Here is a 21,185-nt window from a genome sequence, read left to right on the forward strand (position 1 = left end):
CCAGTCGTTTGATTTCGCCGGGGACCGCGTGTCAGCCGGCCGTCTGCAACGGGTCGCCGCCGATCTTGGACAGCAGGATCACCGCCTGGGTGCGGCTGTCGACGCCGAGCTTTTGCAGGATGGCCGAGACATGCGCCTTGATCGTCGCCTCGGAGACGCCGAGTTCATAGGCGATCTGCTTGTTGAGCAGGCCCTCGGCCAGCATGCCGAGCACGCGGGTCTGCTGCGGCGTCAGCGCCTGCAGGCGCTTGATCAGGTCGGAAATCTCGGGATCGCGCTCGACGCCGAGATCGACGCCGACGGGCGCGGCGATGTCTCCGGCAAGCACCGACTGCACGGCATCGCGGATCTCCTCCATGCTGGCCGACTTGGAGATGAAGCCGGAAGCGCCGAGATCGAGCGCACGCCTGATGGTCGCCGGATCGTCATGTGCCGAGACCACGACCAGCGGCACCGCCGGATGGATGCCGCGCAGCGATATCAGGCCGGAAAGGCCGCTGGCGCCCGGCATCGACAGATCGAGCAGCACCAGATCGACATCCTCATTGGCCACGACCAGCGCCTTGGCGCTCTCGAAATCGCCGGCCTCGTGGATCGCCGCGACATTGCCGATGCCGGCGAGCGCTTCGCGCAGCGCACCACGAAACAGCGGGTGATCGTCGGCGATGACGAAAGAATAGCCTGCCGGCAAATGTCCCTCCCCGAATCCCCCGATGATTTTTAGCTTTTTTCTGGGATCAGTTGGACGATTATGAGGGGCTGCGCGCTGTTTTCAAGCGGCAAAGCCAGCGCGCCGCGATTTCCCTGTTTCGAGCGCTCAGGTCTTCTGCGAGTTGAGCTGGGCGCCGTTGTCCTTGTCCAAATCCTTGACGATGCCCATGAAGCCACGCAGGAAACGCTCCATGTAACTCATCGTCTTGTTGAAATCCTCCTCGCTCGGCAATTGCGATTCGAGGCGGGCGGAGAGCGAATTCTCGAGCTTGGTGACCCGCTCGTCCATCGCCTTCATCGAGGTCTGGAGGCGGTCGACCTCGTCCTGGAAAGCGGCGCGTTCGTCGGCCGCCATCTTGCAGACGAGCTGACCGGAGCGCTCCTCGCAGATCGACATCGCACCGGTCTGCGTATCCATGCGGACATAGCCGTTATCAGACTTTTCCAGCCGGTAGCGATCGGTTTCTTCCGAATATGCGGATGCCGCGACCAGCGAAACCAGCGCGGCGGGGATCAAGATGTGCTGCAGACGCATGTTGTATCCTCCATGGCCAAAGTCAGATTTATCGCATGTTTGCGCCGGAAATGGGGAAGACCCTTGGCGTGGTCTTTCCCGCGTGGCTGGTTCGGACTATAGCGCAACCATGTCTCAGTTTATCTACAAGATAACCCCGCAAGCGCCCTGGCGCGAGGCCGAAGCAAATGGCTGCTTCACCGGCGCGCCGATCGATGTCGCGGACGGCTTCATTCATTTCTCCACGGCAGGGCAGGTCAAGGAAACGGCGGCAAAGCATTTTGCCGGCCAGACCGGCCTTCTGCTGGTCGCCATCGACGGCTCGCGTCTGGGCGCAGCGCTGAAATACGAGGTCTCGCGCGGCGGCGCGCTGTTTCCGCATCTCTATGGCGTGCTGGACCTGAAAGCCGTCCTGTGGGTCCGACCGCTGCCGCTTGGCGCCGACGGTACCCACCAGTTCCCGGCACTGGAGGCCGAATGAGCGTGCTCGACAGGCTCGGCCAGAAGCTGCTGTTCACATTCGATCCGGAAACCGCGCATGGCATGTCGATCGCGGCGCTGCGATGCGGCCTGCCTGTCGGCGCGCGGACAACGCGCGATGCGCGGCTGAAGGTGACGGTCTGCGGCCTCGATTTCCCCAACCCGCTCGGCATGGCTGCCGGCTATGACAAGAACGCCGAGGTGCCCGATGCGCTGCTTGGGCTCGGCTTCGGCTTTGCCGAGGTCGGCACGATCACGCCGCTGCCACAGGCCGGCAACCCGAAGCCGCGCATCTTCCGGCTGACGGCGGATGAAGCGGTGATCAACCGGCTGGGCTTCAACAATGAAGGCCATGCGGCCGCCGAAAAGCGCCTCGCTGCCCGCAAGGGCCGCAGCGGCATCGTCGGCGTCAACATCGGCGCCAACAAGGACAGTGCCGACCGCATCGGCGACTATGAGCGAGGCGTCGCCCGCTTTGCGCCCTATGCCAGCTATCTGACGGTCAACATCTCATCGCCCAACACGCCGGGCCTGCGCAACATGCAGGCGCGCGAGCAGCTCGGCGAGCTTTTGTCACGCGTCATGGCCGCGCGCGCCGCTGCAACGGCACAGCCGCCGGTCCTCCTCAAGATCGCGCCGGACCTGGTCGAGGCCGAACTGGAAGACATCGCCGCCGAGGTCACCGAGAAGCAGATCGACGGTGTCATCGTCTCCAACACCACCATCTCCCGGCCAGCGCTGCGCAGCGGCGACGCCGCGCGCGAGACCGGCGGGCTCTCCGGCAGGCCGCTGTTCGAACGCTCGACCATCGTGCTGGCCAGGATGCGCAAACTGCTCGGGCCAGAGCTTGCCATCATCGGCGTCGGCGGCGTCGATTCCACCGACGCGGCGCTGGAAAAGATCCGCGCCGGCGCCGATCTCGTTCAGCTCTACACCAGCATGATCTATGCCGGCCCCGCACTGCCGGGCCGCATCGTCGCCGGGATGGCACGCTTTGCCGAAACGGAGCGGCTCAGATCCATTCGCGAGTTGCGCGACGGCCATCTCGATCAATGGGCATCGAAGCCGCTCAGCTGAACGCCGTCCGCACCCTGAGCCGCAAAATCGTAAGCAGGCTGAAGCCCCGCGCCAGCAGGAAGACGTGCAGCGCCGCCCACAGGCCATGATTGCCGAAGGTGGGCGCCAGAGTCAGCAGCGCGCCTGAGAAGACGAGGAACGACAGCAGCATCATGTTGCGCATGTCGCGCGACCAGGTGGCGCCGATGAAAACACCGTCCATCTGAAATGCCAGCACACCGCTGAGCGGCGTCAATGCCGCCCAGGGCAGATAGATGTCAGCGACGGCGCGAACGTCCAGCGACGTTGTGACCAAGGCGACCAAACCGGCACCGCCCAGCCAGAAGATCAGCGTGGCCGCACCCGCCAGCCCGAACCCCCAAAACAAGGTGAGCCGCACGGCCTGCCGGAACGGTGTTGCCGCACCCGCGCCGACGGCACGGCCCGCCAGTTGTTCGGCGGCGGTGGCAAAGCCATCGAGGAAATAGCCGGCAACGAGAAAGAAATTCATCAGCACGGCGTTGGCGGCCAGCGTCACCGTGCCGAACTGCGCGCCCTGGCGGGTGAACAGCGCGAAGGCGGCAAGCAACGAGAACGAGCGGATCATGATGTCGCGGTTGAGCGACAGCATGCGCAGGAAGGCGGCCATGTCGAGCAGGCGGTGGCGTGGCAAAGACGGGGCCGCCCGGAACCGGCGGACCACGATCGCCAGGCCGAGCAGCATGGCGAGGAACTCACCGGTGACGGTCGCCCAGGCAACGCCGGCGACGCCCCAGCCAAGCTTCAATCCAAGCAGGAAGCAGAGCGCGATGTTGATGCCGTTCAACACCAATTGCAGCATCAGCCCGAGCCCGCCCTCGCCGCGGCCCAGGACATAGCCGAGGATGGCATAGTTGATCAGCGAGAAGGGGGCTGCGAGCAGCCTGATGCGGATATAGACGCCCATCGCCTCGCTGACGCGCGGTTCGGCGCCCATGAACTTTTGCCCGGCGACGGCGACCAGCGGCGCAAGCGCTGCGAGCACGATGCCAGCAACAACCGCGATCAGCACGGCGCGCCAGAACACCGCCTGTTCCTCCAGTTCGTCGCCGCGCCCGAAAGCCTGGGCGACGAGACCGGTGGTGCCCGAGCGCAGGAAATTGAAGGTGGTGAAGACGACGTCGAAGATCAGCGCGCCGGCCGCCAGGCCGCCAAGCAAGGCGGCGTCGCCGAACTGGCCGACAACCGCCGTATCGACCAGGCCGAGCATCGGCGTCGTCAGATAGGCAAGCGTCATCGGCACCGCTATGGCGAGCACGGAACGATTGGTGACGACAAAGGATCTGGCGTCGGCTGGGGTTGCACCCTTGTCCAAAGGATTGCTGCCTTGCTGATTGCGGCTTGATCGAACAGGCGGTGTGCCCCATTTTGCCGGCATCGCGCAATCACCCATCCCGTGACGGCCAACCGAATCCCCGGTCTGGCGCGAGCCCGCCGGATCCAGTTCATGCCCCTGCAGATCGTCCACCATCCCGACTACGACGCCGGCTTCGCCATCAGCCATCGCTTTCCGATGAGCAAATATCCGCTGCTGATGGACGCCTTGCGCGCACGCGGACTGGCCGGACCCGACGCGCTCAACATGGCCGAACCCGCGCCGGCATCATGGCTGAAGCTTGCCCATGCCGCGGAGTATGTCGACCAGGTCATCTGCTGCTCCGTGCCTGAAAAAATCGAGCGCGAGATCGGCTTTCCGGTTGGCCCGCGCGTCTCGCTGCGCGCACAGCTTGCCACCGGCGGCACGGTGCTGGCGGCGCGGCTCGCCTTGCGCCACGGCATCGCCTGCAACACCGCCGGCGGCAGCCATCACGCGCGGCGCGCGCAAGGCGCCGGCTTCTGCACCTTCAACGATGTCGCTGTCGCCGCGCTGGTCCTGCTTGCCGGCGGCGCCGCACAAAACATCCTGGTCGTCGATCTCGACGTGCATCAGGGCGACGGCACGGCGGACATTCTCGCGGGCGATCCGCGCGTGTACACTTTTTCCATGCATGGCGACCGCAACTACCCCGCGCGCAAGATCGCCTCCGACCTCGATGTCGCGCTGCCCGACGGCACAGGTGACGCTGCCTATATCGAAAGGCTCGCCGCCATCCTGCCGGAGCTGTCGGCCAGGGCGCATTGGGATATTGTTTTCTACAATGCCGGCGTCGACGTCCACGCCGAGGACAGGCTTGGACGGTTGTCGCTATCGGATGACGGCCTGCGCACCCGCGACGACATGGTGATCAGCCACTTCCGCGCGCTCGGCATTCCCGCCTGCGGCGTCATCGGTGGCGGTTATTCAACCGATGTGGCAACGCTCGCCGCGCGCCACGCCATCCTGTTCGAGGTCGCCTCGGCCTATGCCCGATAATCCCTTCAAGCATGATCTTGTCCGAAAACCGGTTCCCAAGTTTCGCTGACGCGGACCTGCGGTTCGGGATCATGCCCTATTTCCGGTAGCTGGCGATCCTGAGCAGGATGAAGGCCGGAACGACGATCGCCGCACCCAGCAGGATATAGCCCAGAAAGCGATCGATGGCGTGGAAGCCGAGGTTCCACAGGTCGCGGAAAAACTTCTGGATGCCGTACAGTACGTCCATCGGCGACCAGCCGAAGGCATTCATGACCAGGCCGACGAGGAACGACACCACAAGCAGCTTCAGGATCACCCTGAACGGCGAGTCGCCGAGAAAGCGTGTCAATGCGGACAAGGCCCGTCTCCCGATTGAGGTGCCCGAGGGCGTCGGCCCAGACATACGCACTTGGCTTCCCGGCTTCAAGCCGACAGGTTTGATTGGATATCGGAGGCCTTGGGCGAGACAGAGCGCGGCACTGTCGTGCGAATTGTACTGATCGAACCCATGCCGATTGGTTAACAATGGGTAACCAGTTCCGCTTTAATTTGTTGAAAATAAAGCGAAAAATCTTCATTTTTCGATTTCCCGCAATGTGCGTGCAATTTTCGCCTGCGAGATAATCCACGTCTTTCAGGCAGAGGTTGCGCGAAAGATCCGGTCACCTACCACGACTGCCTTGCGTCAGTTCTCGTGACCCGCGCGACCATTCCCGGTGAGACAAGTGAGCCGGAGGATGACCGCCCCAACGGTCAGGCTCCTAGGAGATCAACCTGCGTGTCGTCGGATGCGCGTGCGTGTGGAGTAATGCAATGTCCCGCCAAGCAATGATGCTGCTGACGGCAAGTGCGCTTGCCATGTGCCTGAACGGTTCGGCAATGGCCGCCGATCTTTCGCCGGCCTACAACGATCCCCCCGCCTTCGAGTGGAGCGGCGCCTATGTCGGCGTGCATGGAGGCACGGCGTTTACAGGGATGCCGAACCCGTTTGCCGGCCGGAACGGTCTCAGCGGCGGTTTCCAGGCCGGCTACAATCAGCAAGTAGGCCCGGGAATCCTGGGGGCCGAGATCGAAGGCTCCTATCTGGGCGGCGCCGAGCACGACGTCGAGGGCGGCAAGATCAAGGAAAAGTGGCGCGGTGCCGCCAAGGCCAGGGCCGGCTTGAGCTTCGACCAGACGCTGCTGTTCGGAACCGGTGGCGTTGCCATGACCAAATTCGACAAGGGCGACAAGGTGAGCAGCACCGACGGATGGAAACTCGGCTATCTTGTCGGCGCCGGTATCGAGCAGGGTTTCGCCGACGGCCTCTCGGCCAAGGTCGAATATGACTATGTCCGCACCCCCGGCGTCGAAACCACATCGGCCTTTGGCAAATCCAAGGCGACGATCGGCAGCCATGAACTGAAGGCCGGCATCAACTATCGGTTCTAGAGCAGGCCCCCAGGTTCGGTTGAACTCAGCCGTCTTGTAGTCCGTTCGAACAGACCTTGCGCGGTGCCCGGAGGCAGCGGGTGCCGCGCAATGGCGTGCCTCCATCTGCCGGCATCGACACCATCAGCCGACCGCGCCTCAGCCAGCTCCTGCGTAATGTCGATGCAATCTTCACACCCTAGGTGCCGCGGATGACCTTGATGAGGGGAATCGGATAATGCCCAAATGCAGCGCAAACCATCTTATGTGGATCTCAAGGGCGGTCTTCGTCGCAATCGTGCTGGCGCTGACGGGGTGCGCCTCCGACATCATGAAGAACTACATCGGGCAACCGGTCGAATCGGTCATTCTGGACTACGGTCCGCCAACCGCCGTCGTTGACCTCGGCCAGGGCGAACGGGCCTATCAGTGGCGGAAAATATCCACCAACGCGGTTTCCGGGACCTCCAGCGGCGAGGTTCGCCACACAAAACACGGAACCGTCTACGAAGAGACCGAAACGCCGGGCTATATCGAGCGTCAGGAATGCTTCTATACGTTCTACGCCCGCTCTTCGGGCGGCCGATGGTTCATCACCAATTTTCGCCAACCGAAGCTGGAATGCGAATGAATTGCTTCAGCCCGCTGGTTGCCCGTGCCCATCTGGTTGCCCGTGAAGGAGAATGCGCATGCGCATCCTGCTGATCGAGGACGAACCGGAAATGGCCTCGGTGCTGAAGACGGCGCTCGAGCGCCAGGATATCATCGTCGACCATGCCGCGACACTGGCCGATGCGGAGGCCATGGCCCGGCTCGGATACCACGACGCCGTGGTGCTGGACCGCCGCCTGCCGGATGGCGACGGCCTCAGCCTGATACCGCGCCTGCGGGCCTTGCATCTGGATGTGCCTGTCATCGCGCTGACGGCACTTAGCGGGCTCGACGACCGGGTGGCCGGGCTCGATGCCGGCGCCGACGACTACATGGTCAAGCCGTTCGCCACGGTGGAACTGGTTGCCAGGCTCAATGCCTTGCACAGGCGCTCGTTCACCACGCGCGCCAACCAGACGGTGGTCGGCCGCCTCACCTATGATTTTCGCCATCGCGAGGCGCTTGTCGAGGATCATGCGCTGGAGTTGCCGCGGCGCGAACGGCTGGTGCTCGAAACGCTCATCCGCAGGCCGGGCCGAACCATCATGCGCGGTGCCCTGGAAGAAGCCGTCTATGCGCTTGACGACGAGATCGGCTCCAACGCGCTGGATGCGCACATTTCGCGGCTGCGGCGCAAGCTCGACGATGTCGCTGCCGGCATCGAGATCAGGGCCATCCGCAACCTCGGTTATCTCCTGCGGGCGGCCTCGTGAAAAAGCCGCGCACGCGCTCGCTGCAATGGGTGCTGGTGCGGCGGCTGATCCTGCTGCAGGCAGCGACGCTTCTCATCTTCATCGTGCTGTGTGCGGCCGCGCTGTGGATCGCCAATCCGCGGCTGCTGATCGACAACGAGGCTGTCGTTGCCGCCATCAAGGAGGCCGTCGACCGAGACGGGAACGGCAAGCTGATCGTCCATCAGACCGACGGGCTCGCTACCTTTCGCGATGGCTTCCCCAATGTCTGGTACATCGTTCGCGACGGCAGCGGCCAAAGCGTCCATTTCGGCAACGTGCCCGATGTTTACGCCAGGAATTTTGGCGATCTGCTTGGCGAGGCCGATCATGCCACCATCGGATTTTCCGAAGACGATTTGAGGCCGGAAGCCTATCTCGAGAGGGTTTCGACCAGGGCCGGCACGGTGCAGATCATCGCCGCGACACGGTCATCGCGCGACGAAACCGATGGCCTCGAGATCAACATTTCGGCGACGATCGACGTCGCCAGGAATCCGGACGGCAGCAGAAACTGGGAGAAAGCGCTTCCGGCGCTTGCGGTCATCATCATCATCCTGCTGTTGCCGATCGTCCTCGTCATGGGAACCACCACCCTGGTGACTACGCCTGCGGTGGTGCGCCGGTCCTTTGCCGGCCTTGTCGAAACCGTCCAGCAGGCCGCGCGCATCGATATCGGTACCCGGACGATGCAGCTGCCGGTCAAGAACGTGCCGCAGGAAATCGCGCCTTTGGTGCAGGCGTTCAACCAGACGCTGGCGCGCCTCGCCCAAGGTTATGACCGGCACAACCGCTTCCTCACCGATGCGGCCCATGAACTGCACACGCCGATCGCCATCTTGCGCACACGCGCGGAATTGCTGAAGCAGGAGCCGCAAAGCGCGCGTCTGCTGCATGACATCGAGCGCCTGTCGCATCTTGCCCAACAGCTGCTCGACCACCAATTGCTAGACCGCCCGACGGACCAGCGCCAGATCATCGATCTCTGCGACATTGTCAGCCGGGTCGCCGCCGACTTCGCGCCGCTTGCCATCGAGGCCGGCTATGACATTGCCTTCGAGCCCTCGCCCGACAAGACCCATGTCGAGGTCAACGTCCTGCAGATCGAACGTGCGCTGGCAAATCTGGTGCGCAATGCCATCGACCATGGCGGCGGCAGCGGCACGATCACCATAGCCGTCGACGAGACCGGCGGCGTAGAAGTGCGCGATGAAGGCCCGGGCATTCCGGCCGAGGAGCACGAGAATGTCCTCGAGCCCTTCTACCGCCTGCAGCCACAGTCGCGCGGGGCGGGGCTGGGACTGAACCTTGCACGGCAGATCGCGCTGCTGCACGACGGCACCATTCGGATATTGGCGGGAACCTGGCGCGGTGCGCGCATCCGCATGGAACTGCCGGTTCGGTCGTGACTGTGGCCGCCGGCGACCGAAAAAGGCGGCCGGCCAATGGCCGCGGCCGACCCCGCTGGCTTATCTGTTTTCTAACCAATTGCCGCTATTCCCAATCGAATAGCGGGAGCAAGGCTTTTGGTGGAGATGGAGAAAAACACCGCGCGACGCGCCGTCATGCTGTCGGTGGTCGTCCCATGCTACAATGAGCTGGATGGGGTGGCCGAACTTCATCGACGGGTGACGGCCGCATGCCTGGAACAGGGATCCTCCTATGAGATCGTCCTTGTCATCGACGGCGCGACGGACGGCACGCGCGAGGCCATTTTCCAGTTGGCCGAAAAGGACGACCATGTCGTCGCCATCGACCTTGCCCGCAACTACGGCCACCAGATCGCGTTGAGCGCGGGGCTCGAATTCTGTCGCGGCCAGCGCATTTTCATTCTCGATGCCGACCTGCAGGATCCGCCTGAGCTGCTCGGCGCGATGATGGCGAAGATGAATGAAGGCTTCGATGTCGTTTACGGCCAGCGGCAGAGCCGCGACGGGGAAAGCTGGTTCAAGCTCGCCTCCGCGTCGATATTCTATCGCTTGCTGCGCCGCATGGTCGACGTCGAGATCGCGGCGAATTCGGGGGATTTCCGGCTGATGAGCCGCCGCGCGCTCGACCATCTGAACGCGATGCCCGAACGCTACAGGTTCATTCGCGGCATGGTGAGCTGGATCGGGCTGAAACAGGTGGCCTTCCCCTATGAACGGCACCGGCGCTTTGCCGGCACCACCCACTATCCGCTGAGGAAGATGGTTCTTCTGGCGGTCGACGCGATGACCAGCTTTTCCATCGCGCCCTTGCGGTTCGCCTCGCTGCTTGGAATGTTGTTCGGGCTTCTGGGCATGGTCGTGCTCGGCTACACCCTGGTCGAGTGGTCGGTCGGAAACGTGTTGCCCGGCTGGACCAGCCTTGCCGCGATCGTGCTGATCCTTGGCAGCGTGCAGCTTATGGTGCTTGGTATCTTCGGCGAGTATCTCGGGCGCATGTACATGGAGACAAAGCGGCGGCCGCTTTACTTCGTCAACGAGATCGTTTCGCGCAGCCAGGCAATCGAGGACAAGGATCTGCCCGTCCACCGCCTGCAGGAGATGGCAAAGAGGGCCGCACGTGCTTGAGGCGGAGTTCGACCAGTTTGCGCGGGAATACCAGGAGCAGCATGCCGCGAGCATAAGGCTGAGCGGCGAAACGCCGGACTTCTTCGCCAAATACAAGATCGACGACATCGCCGCGACGCTGCGGCGGGCTAGTGTGAAACCGCGACGGATACTCGACTTCGGCGCCGGTGTCGGCAACTCGCTCGGCCATATGCGCAACGCCTTTCCCGACAGCGAGATCACCTTGCTCGATCCTTCGCGGGAATCGCTCGACATCGCCAGCAAGCGCTTCCCTGGCCAAGCCGCCTTCACGCATTTCGACGGCAAGACAATTCCCTTTGCCGACTGCAGCTTCGACCTGGCTTTCGCGGCCTGCGTCTTTCACCACATTCCCGAGGACCTCCAGGTCGGACTGCTCGCGGAGATCGGCAGGGTACTGGCCGATGGCGGCAGCTTCTTTGTTTTCGAACACAATCCGTGGAACCCGCTGACCACGCAAGCGGTGAGAAATTGCGCCTTCGACGAGAACGCGGTTTTGATAAATTCGCACGAGATGCGCAGGCGCATGGCCGAGGCGGGTCTTGCCAACACCCGGATCATCTACCGGATCTTCTTTCCTCGGCTGCTTGCGAGGTTGAGGCCGTTCGAGCGTTTCCTCACCAAGATTCCGGTCGGAGCCCAATATTTTGCGCATGCGGTCAAATCTGCCGTTTGACTATCCGCGGATGCTGCGATTTGGCGCCGTCGGTCTGTTGAACACGGCGCTGGGCTACGCGGTCATTCTGGCCGGGCTTGCACTGGGTCTTGGCGACATCCTCGCCAATGCCACGGGCTATGCCGCCGGCCTTGTCTTCGGCTTCTTCCTCAACCGCCAATGGACCTTCACCAGCGCCGATGGCTTCCGGCCCGGAACCTTGCTGCGATATGGGGGCGTCTTTCTGCTCGCCTACAGCATCAATCTGGCAGTCGTGATCGCCAGCCGTTCTGCAGGCTTCACCGAAAGCCCCCTGGTTCACCTCGCGGGAATCTGCGTCTATTCGGGTGTCTTCTACCTCGGTTCGGCTCACTTCGTGTTTGTCGGGCGCGGAGGTCGCGAAGACGATAAAGCCGAGCGGAATAGTCGGGTGACCGATGGGCCCCGGCGGGGGCCGACCAGTCGAACTCCTTGAACCAAACTGTCATCGGAAGCGATTAGAGGCGGCGCTATGAACAACGCTCAGGCCAGTGCTGGGGCCGCAACCTACGACGAGCGGATCCGGCTGATATTCTGCCTGTTCACCGCCTGTATCATGGCGGCGGTGCTGGCCGCCTTTGCCCCCGCCATCCTGCAGGATCCCGACAGTTGGTGGCAGGTGAAGGTCGGGCTGGATTTCCTGGCAAACCGGACATTTCCAACAGTCGACCCTTATTCCTACACCTTTGCCGGCCAGCCATGGATCGCCAAGGAATGGCTGGGGCAGGTCCTGCTGGCTCTTGCCTACAGGGCGGGAGGCTGGAACGGCGTGGTCACGCTGATTATCGCCACGATATCCCTGACGGTTTTCCTGATGGGGTGGTTTCTCAGCAGATGGCTGAAGCCGATCCTGGCGACCATGCTGGCCTTCGTCGCGATGGCCCTAATCACCCCGATCTTTACGGGGCGTCCACATATCTTCACCTTCCCGATCATCGTCATCTGGACGGCGACGCTCTTTCGTGCGGCAAGGGAAGAGCGCGCGCCACCCTGGTGGCTGCTTGTGCTGGTTGTGTTGTGGGCGAACCTGCACGCTACCTTCACCCTGAGCTTCGTCATTGCGGCTTTCGCCGGTCTCGATCTGCTGACGCGCACGGGTCTCTCGAAACCGGCCCTCGTGGCGAAATGGATCGCATTCGGTCTGCTCTGTCCGCTGGTCAGCCTGATCCACCCCTATGGCGTCCAGGCCATCCTGGCGACCTTCGCCGTGGCCTATGGCAATGAGGCGGTGTCGCTGATCGCGGAATGGCGACCGTTCAATGCGCAGGATCTCGTTGTCCAGGAAGTTGCGATGCTGGTGGGGCTTTTCGGGCTGCTGGTGTCACGGTTGCGAATTGGCTGGGCCAAGGCGTTGTTCATCGTCTTCACCTTGCATGCCTTTCTCGCCCATATACGTTTCATGTATCTGTTCTTCCTCCTGGTTCCACTGGTGGTCGCGGTGGAGGTCGCACAGCAGTACCCCTCGCTTTCGGCCACCGCATGGCTGGCTGAAAAGCGCGACGGGCTGGAACAATTCTTTGCCAGGCGGTTTTATGCGATCTGCGGCGCGACAGCTGTGTTGCTGATCGGCGCGGTTGCCGTGTTCGGCAGCGTCTATCAGGTCGCGCCGAGCCCGAAGACGTCGGCCAGCGGGGCGCTGGCATTCGCCGAAAGCCATCATCTGTCCGGCAACGTGCTGAATTCCTACAATTTCGGCGGCACGCTGATTTTCCATGGGATCAAGACCTATATCGACGGTCGGACGGACCAGCTCTTCCTGGGCGGTTTCACAAAAACCGATGACGAGACGGGGCACAGCAACGGCAGGCCGCTCCTCGAAGCCCAGCTGAAGAAATACGCAATAGGCTGGGCGCTGCTGGCGGCCGACGACAATCGCATTCCCTTCCTCGACCAGCTGGGCTGGAAGCGGGCCTATTCGGACGATTACGCGGTAATCTACCTGCCCGGCGCCTGATCCTGCTCCGCCGGCGCGAACCGGCTTCGCCAGCATTCGAACTGGCATATGCCTTGACACTCATATTGCGGTGCAGCAAAGTTGTACCGCAGAGGACAGGCGTGTGAGACTGACGAGCCGGGATTTTTTGCAGGAGCGGGACATCGCCGTATGAGCGGCGTCTCGAGTTCCGCAGCACCAATGCCTCCGGCCGCGGCGCGCGAGCCGGTCCGGATGAACTACAGGCGCGACATCGATGGCCTGCGGGCCGTGGCGGTGCTGCCCGTCCTGCTCTTCCACTTCGGCGTCTCGGCCATTCCCGGCGGCTTCACCGGCGTCGACATCTTCTTCGTCATATCGGGCTATCTGATCAGCGGCAGCCTGCTCGACGATCTCGAGCGCGGCCAGTTCTCGATCGGCCGCTTCTATTGGCGCCGCGCACGGCGCATCCTGCCGGCGCTGACCTTCGTCATCCTGCTCGCGAGCATTGCTGCCTGGTTCATCCTGCTGCCGTCGGACCTGCACGAATTCAGCTGGAGCGTGATCGCCGCCTCGACCTTCTGGTCGAACCTGTATTTCTGGAAGACGACGAATTATTTCTCCATCGACGCTGAACTGCGGCCACTGCTGCACACCTGGTCGCTTTCGGTCGAGGAGCAGTATTATATCTTCGCGCCGATCCTGCTCTATTTGATCTACCGATATGTCTCGAAGCGCTGGCTGACGGTACTGCTGCCGATAACCATCGGCAGCTTTGCCCTGGCGGTCATGGCAACCTCGCTGGCGCCGACGGCCGGCTTCTATCTCTTGCCGACGCGCCTCTGGGAACTGGCGCTTGGCGCCATGCTGATGCTGAAGAAGCCACCGGCGCTTGCCAGCCGGCCGGCGATGGAACTGATCGGCCTCGCCGGCTTTGCCCTGATCGCCTTCGGCTTTCTGACGATTTCGGAGAGCGACCCGTTTCCGGGCTACAATGCCTTGTTCCCCTGCATCGGAACCGCCCTGCTCATCTATGCGGGCCACGATCACACTGGCGCCGACAGGCCGGCACCTGTTGCCACCCGCGTCCTTCGGTTCGCGCCGCTGGTCTGGGTCGGTCTCATTTCCTATTCGCTCTACCTCGTTCACTGGCCGATCAATTCGTTCGTCCACTATCTCTCGCTGAAGGCCATCGGCGTTCCGACGGTCATCGCGATGATGGTGGCCAGTTTCGCCTTGGCGACATTTTCCTGGAAATATGTCGAGCAGCCTTTTCGCCGAAAACGGGCGTTCACCGCCCCGCTGCCGATCTTCGCCTTTTCTGCAACGGCGATCGCTCTGCTCTGTGTCGGCGGCTTGGCCGGCGCGCTCGGCGGTGGTTTTCCACAACGGTTCCCGGACTTCTCGACGGAGCGGGTCCGGGTCGGAGACTGGCGCAACGGCGTCTGTTTCAACGAAGGGGCCCGCATCGACACCTGGAGCCTCGCCGACTGCACCCGCACGCAAGGCTTTGCCACCAATGTGCTGCTGTGGGGCGATTCCTTCGCCGCCCACTATGTTTCGGGACTCGAGGCCAACGCCCAGAAAATCCAGGCCAATGTCATCCAGTACACCTATGCCGGCTGCCCGCCCGACCTCACCTATTTTTCCTATGCCCGGCCAAGCTGTACCCGTTTCAACGAACGGGCCCTGTCGATTATCCGCGACGCCAACATCCGGGCGGTAATCCTGAGCGGCCGATGGACCGACTACCAGGTCAGGGGCTTCGATGGCCTGCAAAAAACGATCGATCGGCTTCGCGACATGGGCGTCAAGGTCTATGTCATCGGCCAGTCGCCGGAATTCATCGCCGACGTCCAGAAAATCGCTTTCTTCGCAAGACGGGAGCATGTCGGGAATGCGTCCTGGCCGATGGCCATGGATCCGGGCATCAACAAGCGGGTGCTGCCGTTCGCCAAAGGCGCGACGTTCATAGATCCGCTGGCATATCTGTGCGATGCGGCCGGCTGTTCGTACGCCGATCTCGACAGCAGGCAATTTCTCTACTTCGATTATGGCCACTTTTCTTCCGCCGGCGCGACGCTGGCCATCTCGAAGTACTGGCCAAGCTTTGCCGCCGGCAACAAGATCGCCAAGGCAAGATAGCAATCGCGGTCCGCACTCGGGGAACCGCGCAGCCTGCGGTGTGAAAGCCGCTTTGCGATTGCCCGAAGGCCAACCCGCATGGTAACGAGGGCTCACGCGGGTATGATGTAATGGTAGCTTGTCAGCTTCCCAAGCTGAACGCGAGGGTTCGATTCCCTCTACCCGCTCCAGCCCATGGCGCCAGAAACAATTTCAGCCTGCCTGTTCGTCGAACAAAACCGAGCAGCCTCGTGCAAGCGCGACCGTTGCAAGCGCGTTTGCCACTACGTCATCCGATGAGACGAAATCGCCGGTCAGTACCCGCAATTCTTCCACGCCTTCAGCCATCGACACGAAATTCCCGACCGATCGATCGTGCTTGCAGGCCTCAACCACGCAAAGCATGTCGATCATTTCGAAGCTGCGCATGTTCGGCCTCCTGAAGAAATCGTCCGTTGCAAGGATATGAACGCGCCGGCAGGAAATAATGTTCCCGGCTCGCTGTTCGCTAGCCTCGGCCTGGCGGCTCATTCATGTGCTTTACGCGCACTCGACGCCTGTCCGAGCCGTCACCCCACCTCTCGCAGGATGAAATCGTGCAGCATCTTGGCGGCCGGCGACAGCACGCGGTTCTTCACCGTGATCAGGCTGTAGGGCCTGACCTCGATGTCGAATTCGGTCTGGACGACGTCGATGGCGCCGGCCAGCCCGTCGGGATTCTGGATGAATTTCGCCACCTGGATCGATACCGGCGCGATCGCATCGGACTGCGCGACCATGACCAGGGTCAAGAGCAGCGAGCTGGTGTTGAGGATACGGTCCGGCAAGGCGATGTTGCGGTTGAGGAAATTGCTCTCCATCGCCTGGCGCAAGGGCGAACCGCCCGACTGGAAAACCCAGTCGTAGGCGGCGGTGTCCTCCAGCCGCACCGCCTCGCCCTTGGTGAGCGGGTGGCCCCGGCGCACGATCAGGCAGGCCTTCTCGACGCCGATGACGCGCGATTCGAACAGCCGCGGATTGAGATCGTCGGGGATGCGCGCGATGATGAAATCATGGCGCGTGGCGATCAATTCGCGTGCCAGCACGTTGGAGGTCTCGACCTGCATGGTGATCTCGATGCGCGGATAGATGCGGCGGATTTCGCGAATTGCCGGCACCGCCAGTTCGATCGCCGGTGCCGTCACGGCACCCAGGAATACCGAGCCGCCTTTGCCCGCCTTGAGCTCGGAAATCTCGCGGTCGACCTCGCGCATTTCCAAGAGAATCGAGCGCGCGCGCCTGGCCAGTGCCTTGCCGTAAGGCGTCAAGGTGATGCCGCGCGGCAGCCTTTCACACAGCTTGACCTCCAGCACGGCCTCCATCTCGCTGATCATGCGCGAGGCCGCCGGCTGAGAAATGTTCATAACCTGGGCTGCCGCGCTCACCCGGCCATGGTCGTCGAGCGCGACGATCATGCGCATGTGGCGCAGGCTGAGACCACTGCGCAGCAAGGTTTCGCCGTCGCCCTGTTTCTCGCTGTAACCGTTTGAAACCGCAGTCGGATTCCCTAGCGCCGCCATTGCCTCTCCTTGCTCCTGTTCGCGGTGCGTCGGCAGTCGCGCCGGCCGCCTCGCCTCAATACCACATACCAATCATGATATAGCAACTATCAAAGATCGCATTTGACAGTTATGGCAAAGGATCAGAACCTTCGCGCGTTCCGAGACGCGACGGTCGCTGACGAGAAACATCGTATCGATTGAAATCAGCGCCTCGGGGCCATGGGAGGATACCGGAGATCGATATGACGGCAGCAGTGCCTTGGCGCTTCTGCACGATTGCGCGGCCCGCGACCCCCGGGGGACCGCGTCCATCAACCAGGGAGAGTTAAGTGAAAATCATCAAGACGTTAGTCGCCGCCTTGGCGGTCAGCATCGCGGCCATGTCGGCCACCGCCTACGCAGCAGACAAAGGCCTGATCGGCGTGCTGATGCCCACCAAGACCTCGCAGCGCTGGATCAATGACGGCGACGCCGTCAAGTCCCAGCTCGAGGCTCTGGGCTACACGGTCGACCTGCAATATGCGCAGGACGACATTCCAAACCAGCTCAGCCAGCTGGAAAACGAAATCACCAAGGGCCCGAAGGCGCTGATCATCGCTTCGATCGACGGCACCACCCTGTCGGACGCGCTGCAGAAGGCCGCTGACGCCGGCGTCGTCGTCGTTGCCTATGACCGCCTGATCAAGAAGACCGCCAATGTCGACTACTACACCACCTTCGACAATTTCGGTGTCGGCGTCATCCAGGCCAATTCGCTGCTCAAGGGCCTCGGCTATCCGGACAAGAAGGGTCCGTTCAACATCGAGCTGTTCGGCGGCTCGCCGGACGACAACAATGCCTTCTTCTTCTACAACGGCGCCATGTCCATTCTTCAGCCGCTGATCGACAGCAAGGTGCTCGTCGTGAAGTCCGGCCAGACGGGTATGGACAAGGTCGGCACGTTGCGCTGGCTGGCGGCAACCGCCCAGGCGCGTATGGACAATCTGCTCTCCGCCAACTACTCGGACGGCAGCCGCGTCGATGGCGTTCTGTCGCCATATGACGGCCTTTCGCGCGGTATCACCGCATCGCTGCGCGCCGTGGGCTACGGCACGGACGCTCAGCCCTGGCCGATCGTGACCGGCCAGGACGCCGAGACCGCCTCGGTCAAGCTGATCATCTCGGGCGAGCAGTACTCGACCGTGTTCAAGGACACCCGCGAACTGGCCAAGGCCACTGTCGGTCTGGTCGACAAGGTGCTGTCGGGCGGCAAGCCCGACGGCCTCGACACCAAGACCTACAACAACGACGTCAAGGTCGTTCCTTCGATCCTGCTGACGCCGCATGAAGTCGACAAGTCGAACTACCAGGCGCTGGTGGTCGACTCCGGCTACATCAAGGCCGACGACCTGAAGTAATCGCATTTGCAAAGCCTGGGGTCCCGCGCAAAGCGGGGCCCTTTTTGCTAGCGCGGCGAATCCAAAATTCGCATACTAGCCCCCGGGCATTGTTCCGGACCTTGGAGGAGCGGTATTCCTGATGGCCTCGACGATTTTGGAGATGCGCGACATCACCAAGACGTTCCCCGGCGTGAAGGCGCTGTCGAACGTCAACCTCAGCGTCGAGGAAGGCGAGATCCATGCCGTGGTCGGCGAGAACGGCGCCGGCAAGTCGACGCTGATGAAGGTGCTGTCAGGCGTGTATGCGTCCGGCACCTATGATGGCGCAATCGTCTACCGTGGCGAGGAATGCCATTTCAAAGGCATTCACGACAGCGAACACAAGGGCATCGTCATCATCCACCAGGAGCTTGCGCTGGTGCCGATGCTGTCGATCGCCGAAAACATTTTCCTTGGCAACGAACACGCCAGATTTGGCATCATCGACTGGAATGCCAACGAGACACGTACCAGCGCCTTGCTGAAGAAGGTGGGCCTCAAGGAGGACCCCAAGACGCTGATCACCAATATTGGCGTCGGCAAGCAGCAACTGGTCGAGATCGCCAAGGCGCTCAGCAAGGAAGTGAAGCTGCTGATCCTCGACGAGCCGACGGCGAGCCTGTCCGAGAAAGACAGCCAGGCGCTGCTCGATCTGCTGCTCGAGTTCAAGCGGCAAGGCATCACCTCGATCCTGATCTCGCACAAGCTCAACGAGGTGAACCGGGTCGCCGACAAGGTCACCATCATCCGCGACGGGCGGACCATCGAGACGCTGGCCAAGAAAGACATCTCGGAAGACCGTATCATCACCTCGATGGTCGGCCGCTCGCTCGACGACCGTTATCCGCCGCGAGAACCCAAGATCGGCGAGATCGTGCTCCAGGTGAAGGACTGGTCGGTCTATCACCCGATCCACGCCGAGCGGCAAGTGATCAAGGGCATCGATATCAATGTCCGCAAGGGCGAAGTGGTGGGCATCGCCGGGCTGATGGGCGCCGGGCGCACCGAATTCGCGATGAGCCTGTTCGGCCGCTCCTATGGCCGCCGCATCACTGGCGAGGTGCTGCTCAAGGGCAAGCCGATCGATGTCTCGTCGGTGAGCAAGGCAGTGGAACACGGCATTGCCTACGTCACCGAGGACCGCAAGACCTACGGTCTCAATCTCATCGATCACATCAAGCACAACATCACGCTGGCCAACCTACCCGGCGTGTCGCGCCACGCCGTGATCGACGACCTGCGCGAACTTGCCGTCGCCAACGACTACAAGGCCAAGACCAACATCCGCTCGTCCAGCGTCTATCAGATGACCGGCAATCTGTCGGGCGGCAATCAACAGAAGGTGGTGCTGTCGAAATGGCTGTTCGCCAATCCGGAAGTGCTGATCCTCGACGAGCCGACGCGCGGCATCGACGTCGGTGCCAAGTACGAAATCTACACCATCATCGCCCGCCTCGCCTCCGAGGGTAAGGCGATCGTCGTCATCTCGTCGGAGATGCCGGAACTGCTCGGCATCACCGACCGCATCTACGTCATGAACGAAGGGCGCATCGTCGGGGAAATGCCCGCGGCGGACGCAAGCCAGGAAAAAATAATGCGCGCCATCGTTCGGGGAGAAGGAAAAGCATCATGACTACCGAAAGCGCTCCCGCGCCGAAAAGCGGCGTCGCCGAAGATGTGCAGCAGGGGCCACGTGTGGCCGTATCGGCGCTGATCACGAATCTGCGCGAATACGGCCTGATCCTGGCGCTGATCGCCATCATGGTGTTCTTCCAGTTCACGACCTCCGGCACGCTGTTCAAGCCGGTGAACCTGAGCAACCTAGTGCAGCAGAACAGCTTCATCATCGTGATGGCGCTGGGCATGCTTTTGGTGATCGTTTCGGGCCATATCGACCTCAGCGTCGGCTCCGTCGCCGGTTTCATCGGCGCACTGGCGGCGATGATGATGGTTATCTGGCCGCTTGGCCCCTTCAGCAATCCGCTGGTTGTGTCGATCATCTGCCTCATCATCGGCGGCGGTATCGGCGCGGCCCAAGGCTACTGGATTGCCTATCACCGAATACCGAGCTTCATCGTCACGCTGGCCGGGATGCTGATCTTCCGCGGCATCTGCCAGGCGCTGCTGGGGGGCGGGTCTTCCGTGGGGCCGCTTCCAGACGGCTTCAAGGCGCTCAGTTCCGGCTTCATTCCGGACGTGATCGGCCCCTTGACGCTGATCCCGCCGACGGTGAACGCCGCCGGCAAGACCATCATCGGCAGCGGCCTGACGCTGCACATGACGACGATCCTGATCGGCGTCGTCGCCGTGCTCGCCTATGCGTATTTCGGGCTCAAGGCACGACGCACACGCGAGCAGCATGGCTACGAAGCCGAGCCCTTCACACTGTTTGTCGTCAAGACCCTGGTGACCAGCGCGCTCGCGCTGTTCCTGGTCTATCAATTCGCCACCTACAAGGGCCTGCCGATCGTTCTCATGGTGATGGGCGTGCTGATCGCCCTGTTTGTGTTCGTCACCAAACGCATGACGATCGGCCGACGCATCTACGCAATGGGCGGCAATGCCAAAGCGGCGCAGCTATCGGGCATCAAGACCGAGCGACTGACCCTGATGGTGTTCGTCAATATGGGTGTGCTGTCGGCGCTTGGCGGCCTGATCATCGCGGCGCGCCTGGGGCAGGCGGTGCCGGCGGCAGGTCTCGGCAGCGAGCTCGACGTCATCGCCGCGGTGTTCATCGGCGGCGCCTCGGCGATGGGTGGTGTCGGCCAAGTTATCGGCGCGGTGGTCGGCGGTTTCATCATGGGCGTGATGAACAACGGCATGTCGATCATGGGCGTCAATGTCGACTGGCAGCAGGTGGTGAAAGGCCTGGTGCTGCTCGGCGCGGTGGTGTTCGACGTCTACAACAAGAACAAGGGCTGAGGGAACCAGGAAGGCATACGGGTCACATCGCGGCGCTGCCCGGCAACCCGGCGGCACGAAGAAGTCCCAAGAGG

Annotated in this window: 21 protein-coding genes and 1 tRNA gene; 16 read left to right on the forward strand and 6 right to left on the reverse strand. The window is 62.4% G+C overall.

The window, feature by feature from the left end:
- Positions 1 to 31: 31 nt before the first annotated feature.
- On the reverse strand, positions 32 to 691 hold the full coding sequence (locus tag B5V02_RS13090; RefSeq protein ID WP_111544600.1) for a response regulator transcription factor: 660 nt from the start codon (positions 689 to 691) through the stop codon (positions 32 to 34).
- 126 nt (positions 692 to 817) lie between these two features.
- Positions 818 to 1,246 (reverse strand): hypothetical protein, encoded by a 429-nt coding sequence (locus tag B5V02_RS13095; protein ID WP_111544601.1) that lies wholly within the window; start codon positions 1,244 to 1,246, stop codon positions 818 to 820.
- 109 nt (positions 1,247 to 1,355) lie between these two features.
- Between B5V02_RS13095 and B5V02_RS13100 the strand changes: the two genes are divergently transcribed.
- The gene (locus tag B5V02_RS13100; protein WP_111544602.1) at positions 1,356 to 1,706 is read left to right on the forward strand and encodes a DUF952 domain-containing protein; all 351 of its coding nucleotides are present in this window, start codon (positions 1,356 to 1,358) and stop codon (positions 1,704 to 1,706) included.
- The gene (locus B5V02_RS13105) at positions 1,703 to 2,782 is read left to right on the forward strand and encodes a quinone-dependent dihydroorotate dehydrogenase (protein WP_111544603.1); all 1,080 of its coding nucleotides are present in this window, start codon (positions 1,703 to 1,705) and stop codon (positions 2,780 to 2,782) included. The genes B5V02_RS13100 and B5V02_RS13105 overlap by 4 nt, the downstream gene beginning before the upstream one ends.
- Here the strand turns inward: B5V02_RS13105 and B5V02_RS13110 are convergent.
- Positions 2,775 to 4,115 (reverse strand): MATE family efflux transporter, encoded by a 1,341-nt coding sequence (locus B5V02_RS13110; RefSeq protein ID WP_111545371.1) that lies wholly within the window; start codon positions 4,113 to 4,115, stop codon positions 2,775 to 2,777. The genes B5V02_RS13105 and B5V02_RS13110 overlap by 8 nt on opposite strands.
- A gap of 132 nt (positions 4,116 to 4,247) precedes the next feature.
- On the opposite strand from B5V02_RS13110, the gene B5V02_RS13115 reads away from it, so the two are divergent.
- Positions 4,248 to 5,153, forward strand: a complete 906-nt coding sequence (locus tag B5V02_RS13115; protein ID WP_111545372.1) for a histone deacetylase family protein — start codon at positions 4,248 to 4,250, stop codon at positions 5,151 to 5,153.
- Between the two features lie 76 nt (positions 5,154 to 5,229).
- Here B5V02_RS13115 and B5V02_RS13120 read toward each other — a convergent pair whose 3' ends face one another.
- Positions 5,230 to 5,493: a DUF6460 domain-containing protein gene (locus B5V02_RS13120; RefSeq protein ID WP_111544604.1), complete on the reverse strand. Its 264-nt coding sequence runs from the start codon at positions 5,491 to 5,493 to the stop codon at positions 5,230 to 5,232.
- A gap of 455 nt (positions 5,494 to 5,948) precedes the next feature.
- Between B5V02_RS13120 and B5V02_RS13125 the strand changes: the two genes are divergently transcribed.
- The 10 genes from B5V02_RS13125 to B5V02_RS13170 all read left to right on the forward strand — a co-directional run bounded on the left by B5V02_RS13125 (position 5,949) and on the right by B5V02_RS13170 (position 15,421).
- Positions 5,949 to 6,566: an outer membrane protein gene (locus B5V02_RS13125; RefSeq protein WP_111544605.1), complete on the forward strand. Its 618-nt coding sequence runs from the start codon at positions 5,949 to 5,951 to the stop codon at positions 6,564 to 6,566.
- A 217-nt stretch (positions 6,567 to 6,783) separates the two neighbouring features.
- Entirely contained in the window at positions 6,784 to 7,176 is a 393-nt protein-coding gene (locus B5V02_RS13130) for a hypothetical protein (RefSeq protein ID WP_111544606.1), read from the forward strand.
- Between the two features lie 58 nt (positions 7,177 to 7,234).
- Positions 7,235 to 7,909 carry a response regulator transcription factor gene (locus B5V02_RS13135; protein WP_111545373.1) on the forward strand — a complete coding sequence of 225 codons (675 nt, stop codon included), beginning with the start codon at positions 7,235 to 7,237 and terminating at the stop codon, positions 7,907 to 7,909.
- Complete coding sequence (locus B5V02_RS13140) at positions 7,906 to 9,336, forward strand: sensor histidine kinase (RefSeq protein WP_111544607.1); 1,431 nt, start codon at positions 7,906 to 7,908, stop codon at positions 9,334 to 9,336. The genes B5V02_RS13135 and B5V02_RS13140 overlap by 4 nt, the downstream gene beginning before the upstream one ends.
- Before the next feature lie 126 nt (positions 9,337 to 9,462).
- A complete protein-coding gene (locus tag B5V02_RS13145; RefSeq protein WP_208647076.1) occupies positions 9,463 to 10,482 on the forward strand; it encodes a glycosyltransferase family 2 protein in 1,020 nt (339 codons plus the stop codon).
- Positions 10,475 to 11,176 (forward strand): class I SAM-dependent methyltransferase, encoded by a 702-nt coding sequence (locus tag B5V02_RS13150; protein ID WP_111544608.1) that lies wholly within the window; start codon positions 10,475 to 10,477, stop codon positions 11,174 to 11,176. The genes B5V02_RS13145 and B5V02_RS13150 overlap by 8 nt, the downstream gene beginning before the upstream one ends.
- On the forward strand, positions 11,154 to 11,630 hold the full coding sequence (locus B5V02_RS13155; RefSeq protein WP_245445902.1) for a GtrA family protein: 477 nt from the start codon (positions 11,154 to 11,156) through the stop codon (positions 11,628 to 11,630). Before B5V02_RS13150 ends, B5V02_RS13155 begins: the two co-directional genes overlap by 23 nt.
- A gap of 36 nt (positions 11,631 to 11,666) precedes the next feature.
- A complete protein-coding gene (locus B5V02_RS13160; protein ID WP_111544610.1) occupies positions 11,667 to 13,148 on the forward strand; it encodes a hypothetical protein in 1,482 nt (493 codons plus the stop codon).
- 150 nt (positions 13,149 to 13,298) lie between these two features.
- Positions 13,299 to 15,251: an acyltransferase family protein gene (locus B5V02_RS13165; RefSeq protein WP_245445904.1), complete on the forward strand. Its 1,953-nt coding sequence runs from the start codon at positions 13,299 to 13,301 to the stop codon at positions 15,249 to 15,251.
- Between the two features lie 96 nt (positions 15,252 to 15,347).
- Positions 15,348 to 15,421, forward strand: a tRNA-Gly gene (locus B5V02_RS13170).
- 22 nt (positions 15,422 to 15,443) lie between these two features.
- On the opposite strand, the gene B5V02_RS13175 is transcribed toward B5V02_RS13170, so the two are convergent.
- Positions 15,444 to 15,659: a hypothetical protein gene (locus tag B5V02_RS13175; protein WP_111544611.1), complete on the reverse strand. Its 216-nt coding sequence runs from the start codon at positions 15,657 to 15,659 to the stop codon at positions 15,444 to 15,446.
- 140 nt (positions 15,660 to 15,799) lie between these two features.
- Positions 15,800 to 16,789 carry a LysR family transcriptional regulator gene (locus B5V02_RS13180; RefSeq protein ID WP_111544612.1) on the reverse strand — a complete coding sequence of 330 codons (990 nt, stop codon included), beginning with the start codon at positions 16,787 to 16,789 and terminating at the stop codon, positions 15,800 to 15,802.
- Between the two features lie 311 nt (positions 16,790 to 17,100).
- On the opposite strand from B5V02_RS13180, the gene chvE reads away from it, so the two are divergent.
- The 3 genes from chvE (at position 17,101) to mmsB (ending at position 21,111) form a co-directional block, all read left to right on the forward strand.
- Positions 17,101 to 18,168, forward strand: coding sequence for a multiple monosaccharide ABC transporter substrate-binding protein (gene chvE, locus B5V02_RS13185; RefSeq protein WP_111544613.1), 1,068 nt, complete (start codon positions 17,101 to 17,103; stop codon positions 18,166 to 18,168).
- A 121-nt stretch (positions 18,169 to 18,289) separates the two neighbouring features.
- Entirely contained in the window at positions 18,290 to 19,822 is a 1,533-nt protein-coding gene (mmsA, locus tag B5V02_RS13190; protein ID WP_111544614.1) for a multiple monosaccharide ABC transporter ATP-binding protein, read from the forward strand.
- The gene (gene mmsB, locus B5V02_RS13195; RefSeq protein WP_111544615.1) at positions 19,819 to 21,111 is read left to right on the forward strand and encodes a multiple monosaccharide ABC transporter permease; all 1,293 of its coding nucleotides are present in this window, start codon (positions 19,819 to 19,821) and stop codon (positions 21,109 to 21,111) included. The genes mmsA and mmsB overlap by 4 nt, the downstream gene beginning before the upstream one ends.
- The last annotated feature ends 74 nt before the right edge of the window (positions 21,112 to 21,185 follow it).

Source organism: Mesorhizobium kowhaii, from assembly GCF_003253745.1.
GTDB lineage: Bacteria > Pseudomonadota > Alphaproteobacteria > Rhizobiales > Rhizobiaceae > Mesorhizobium > Mesorhizobium kowhaii.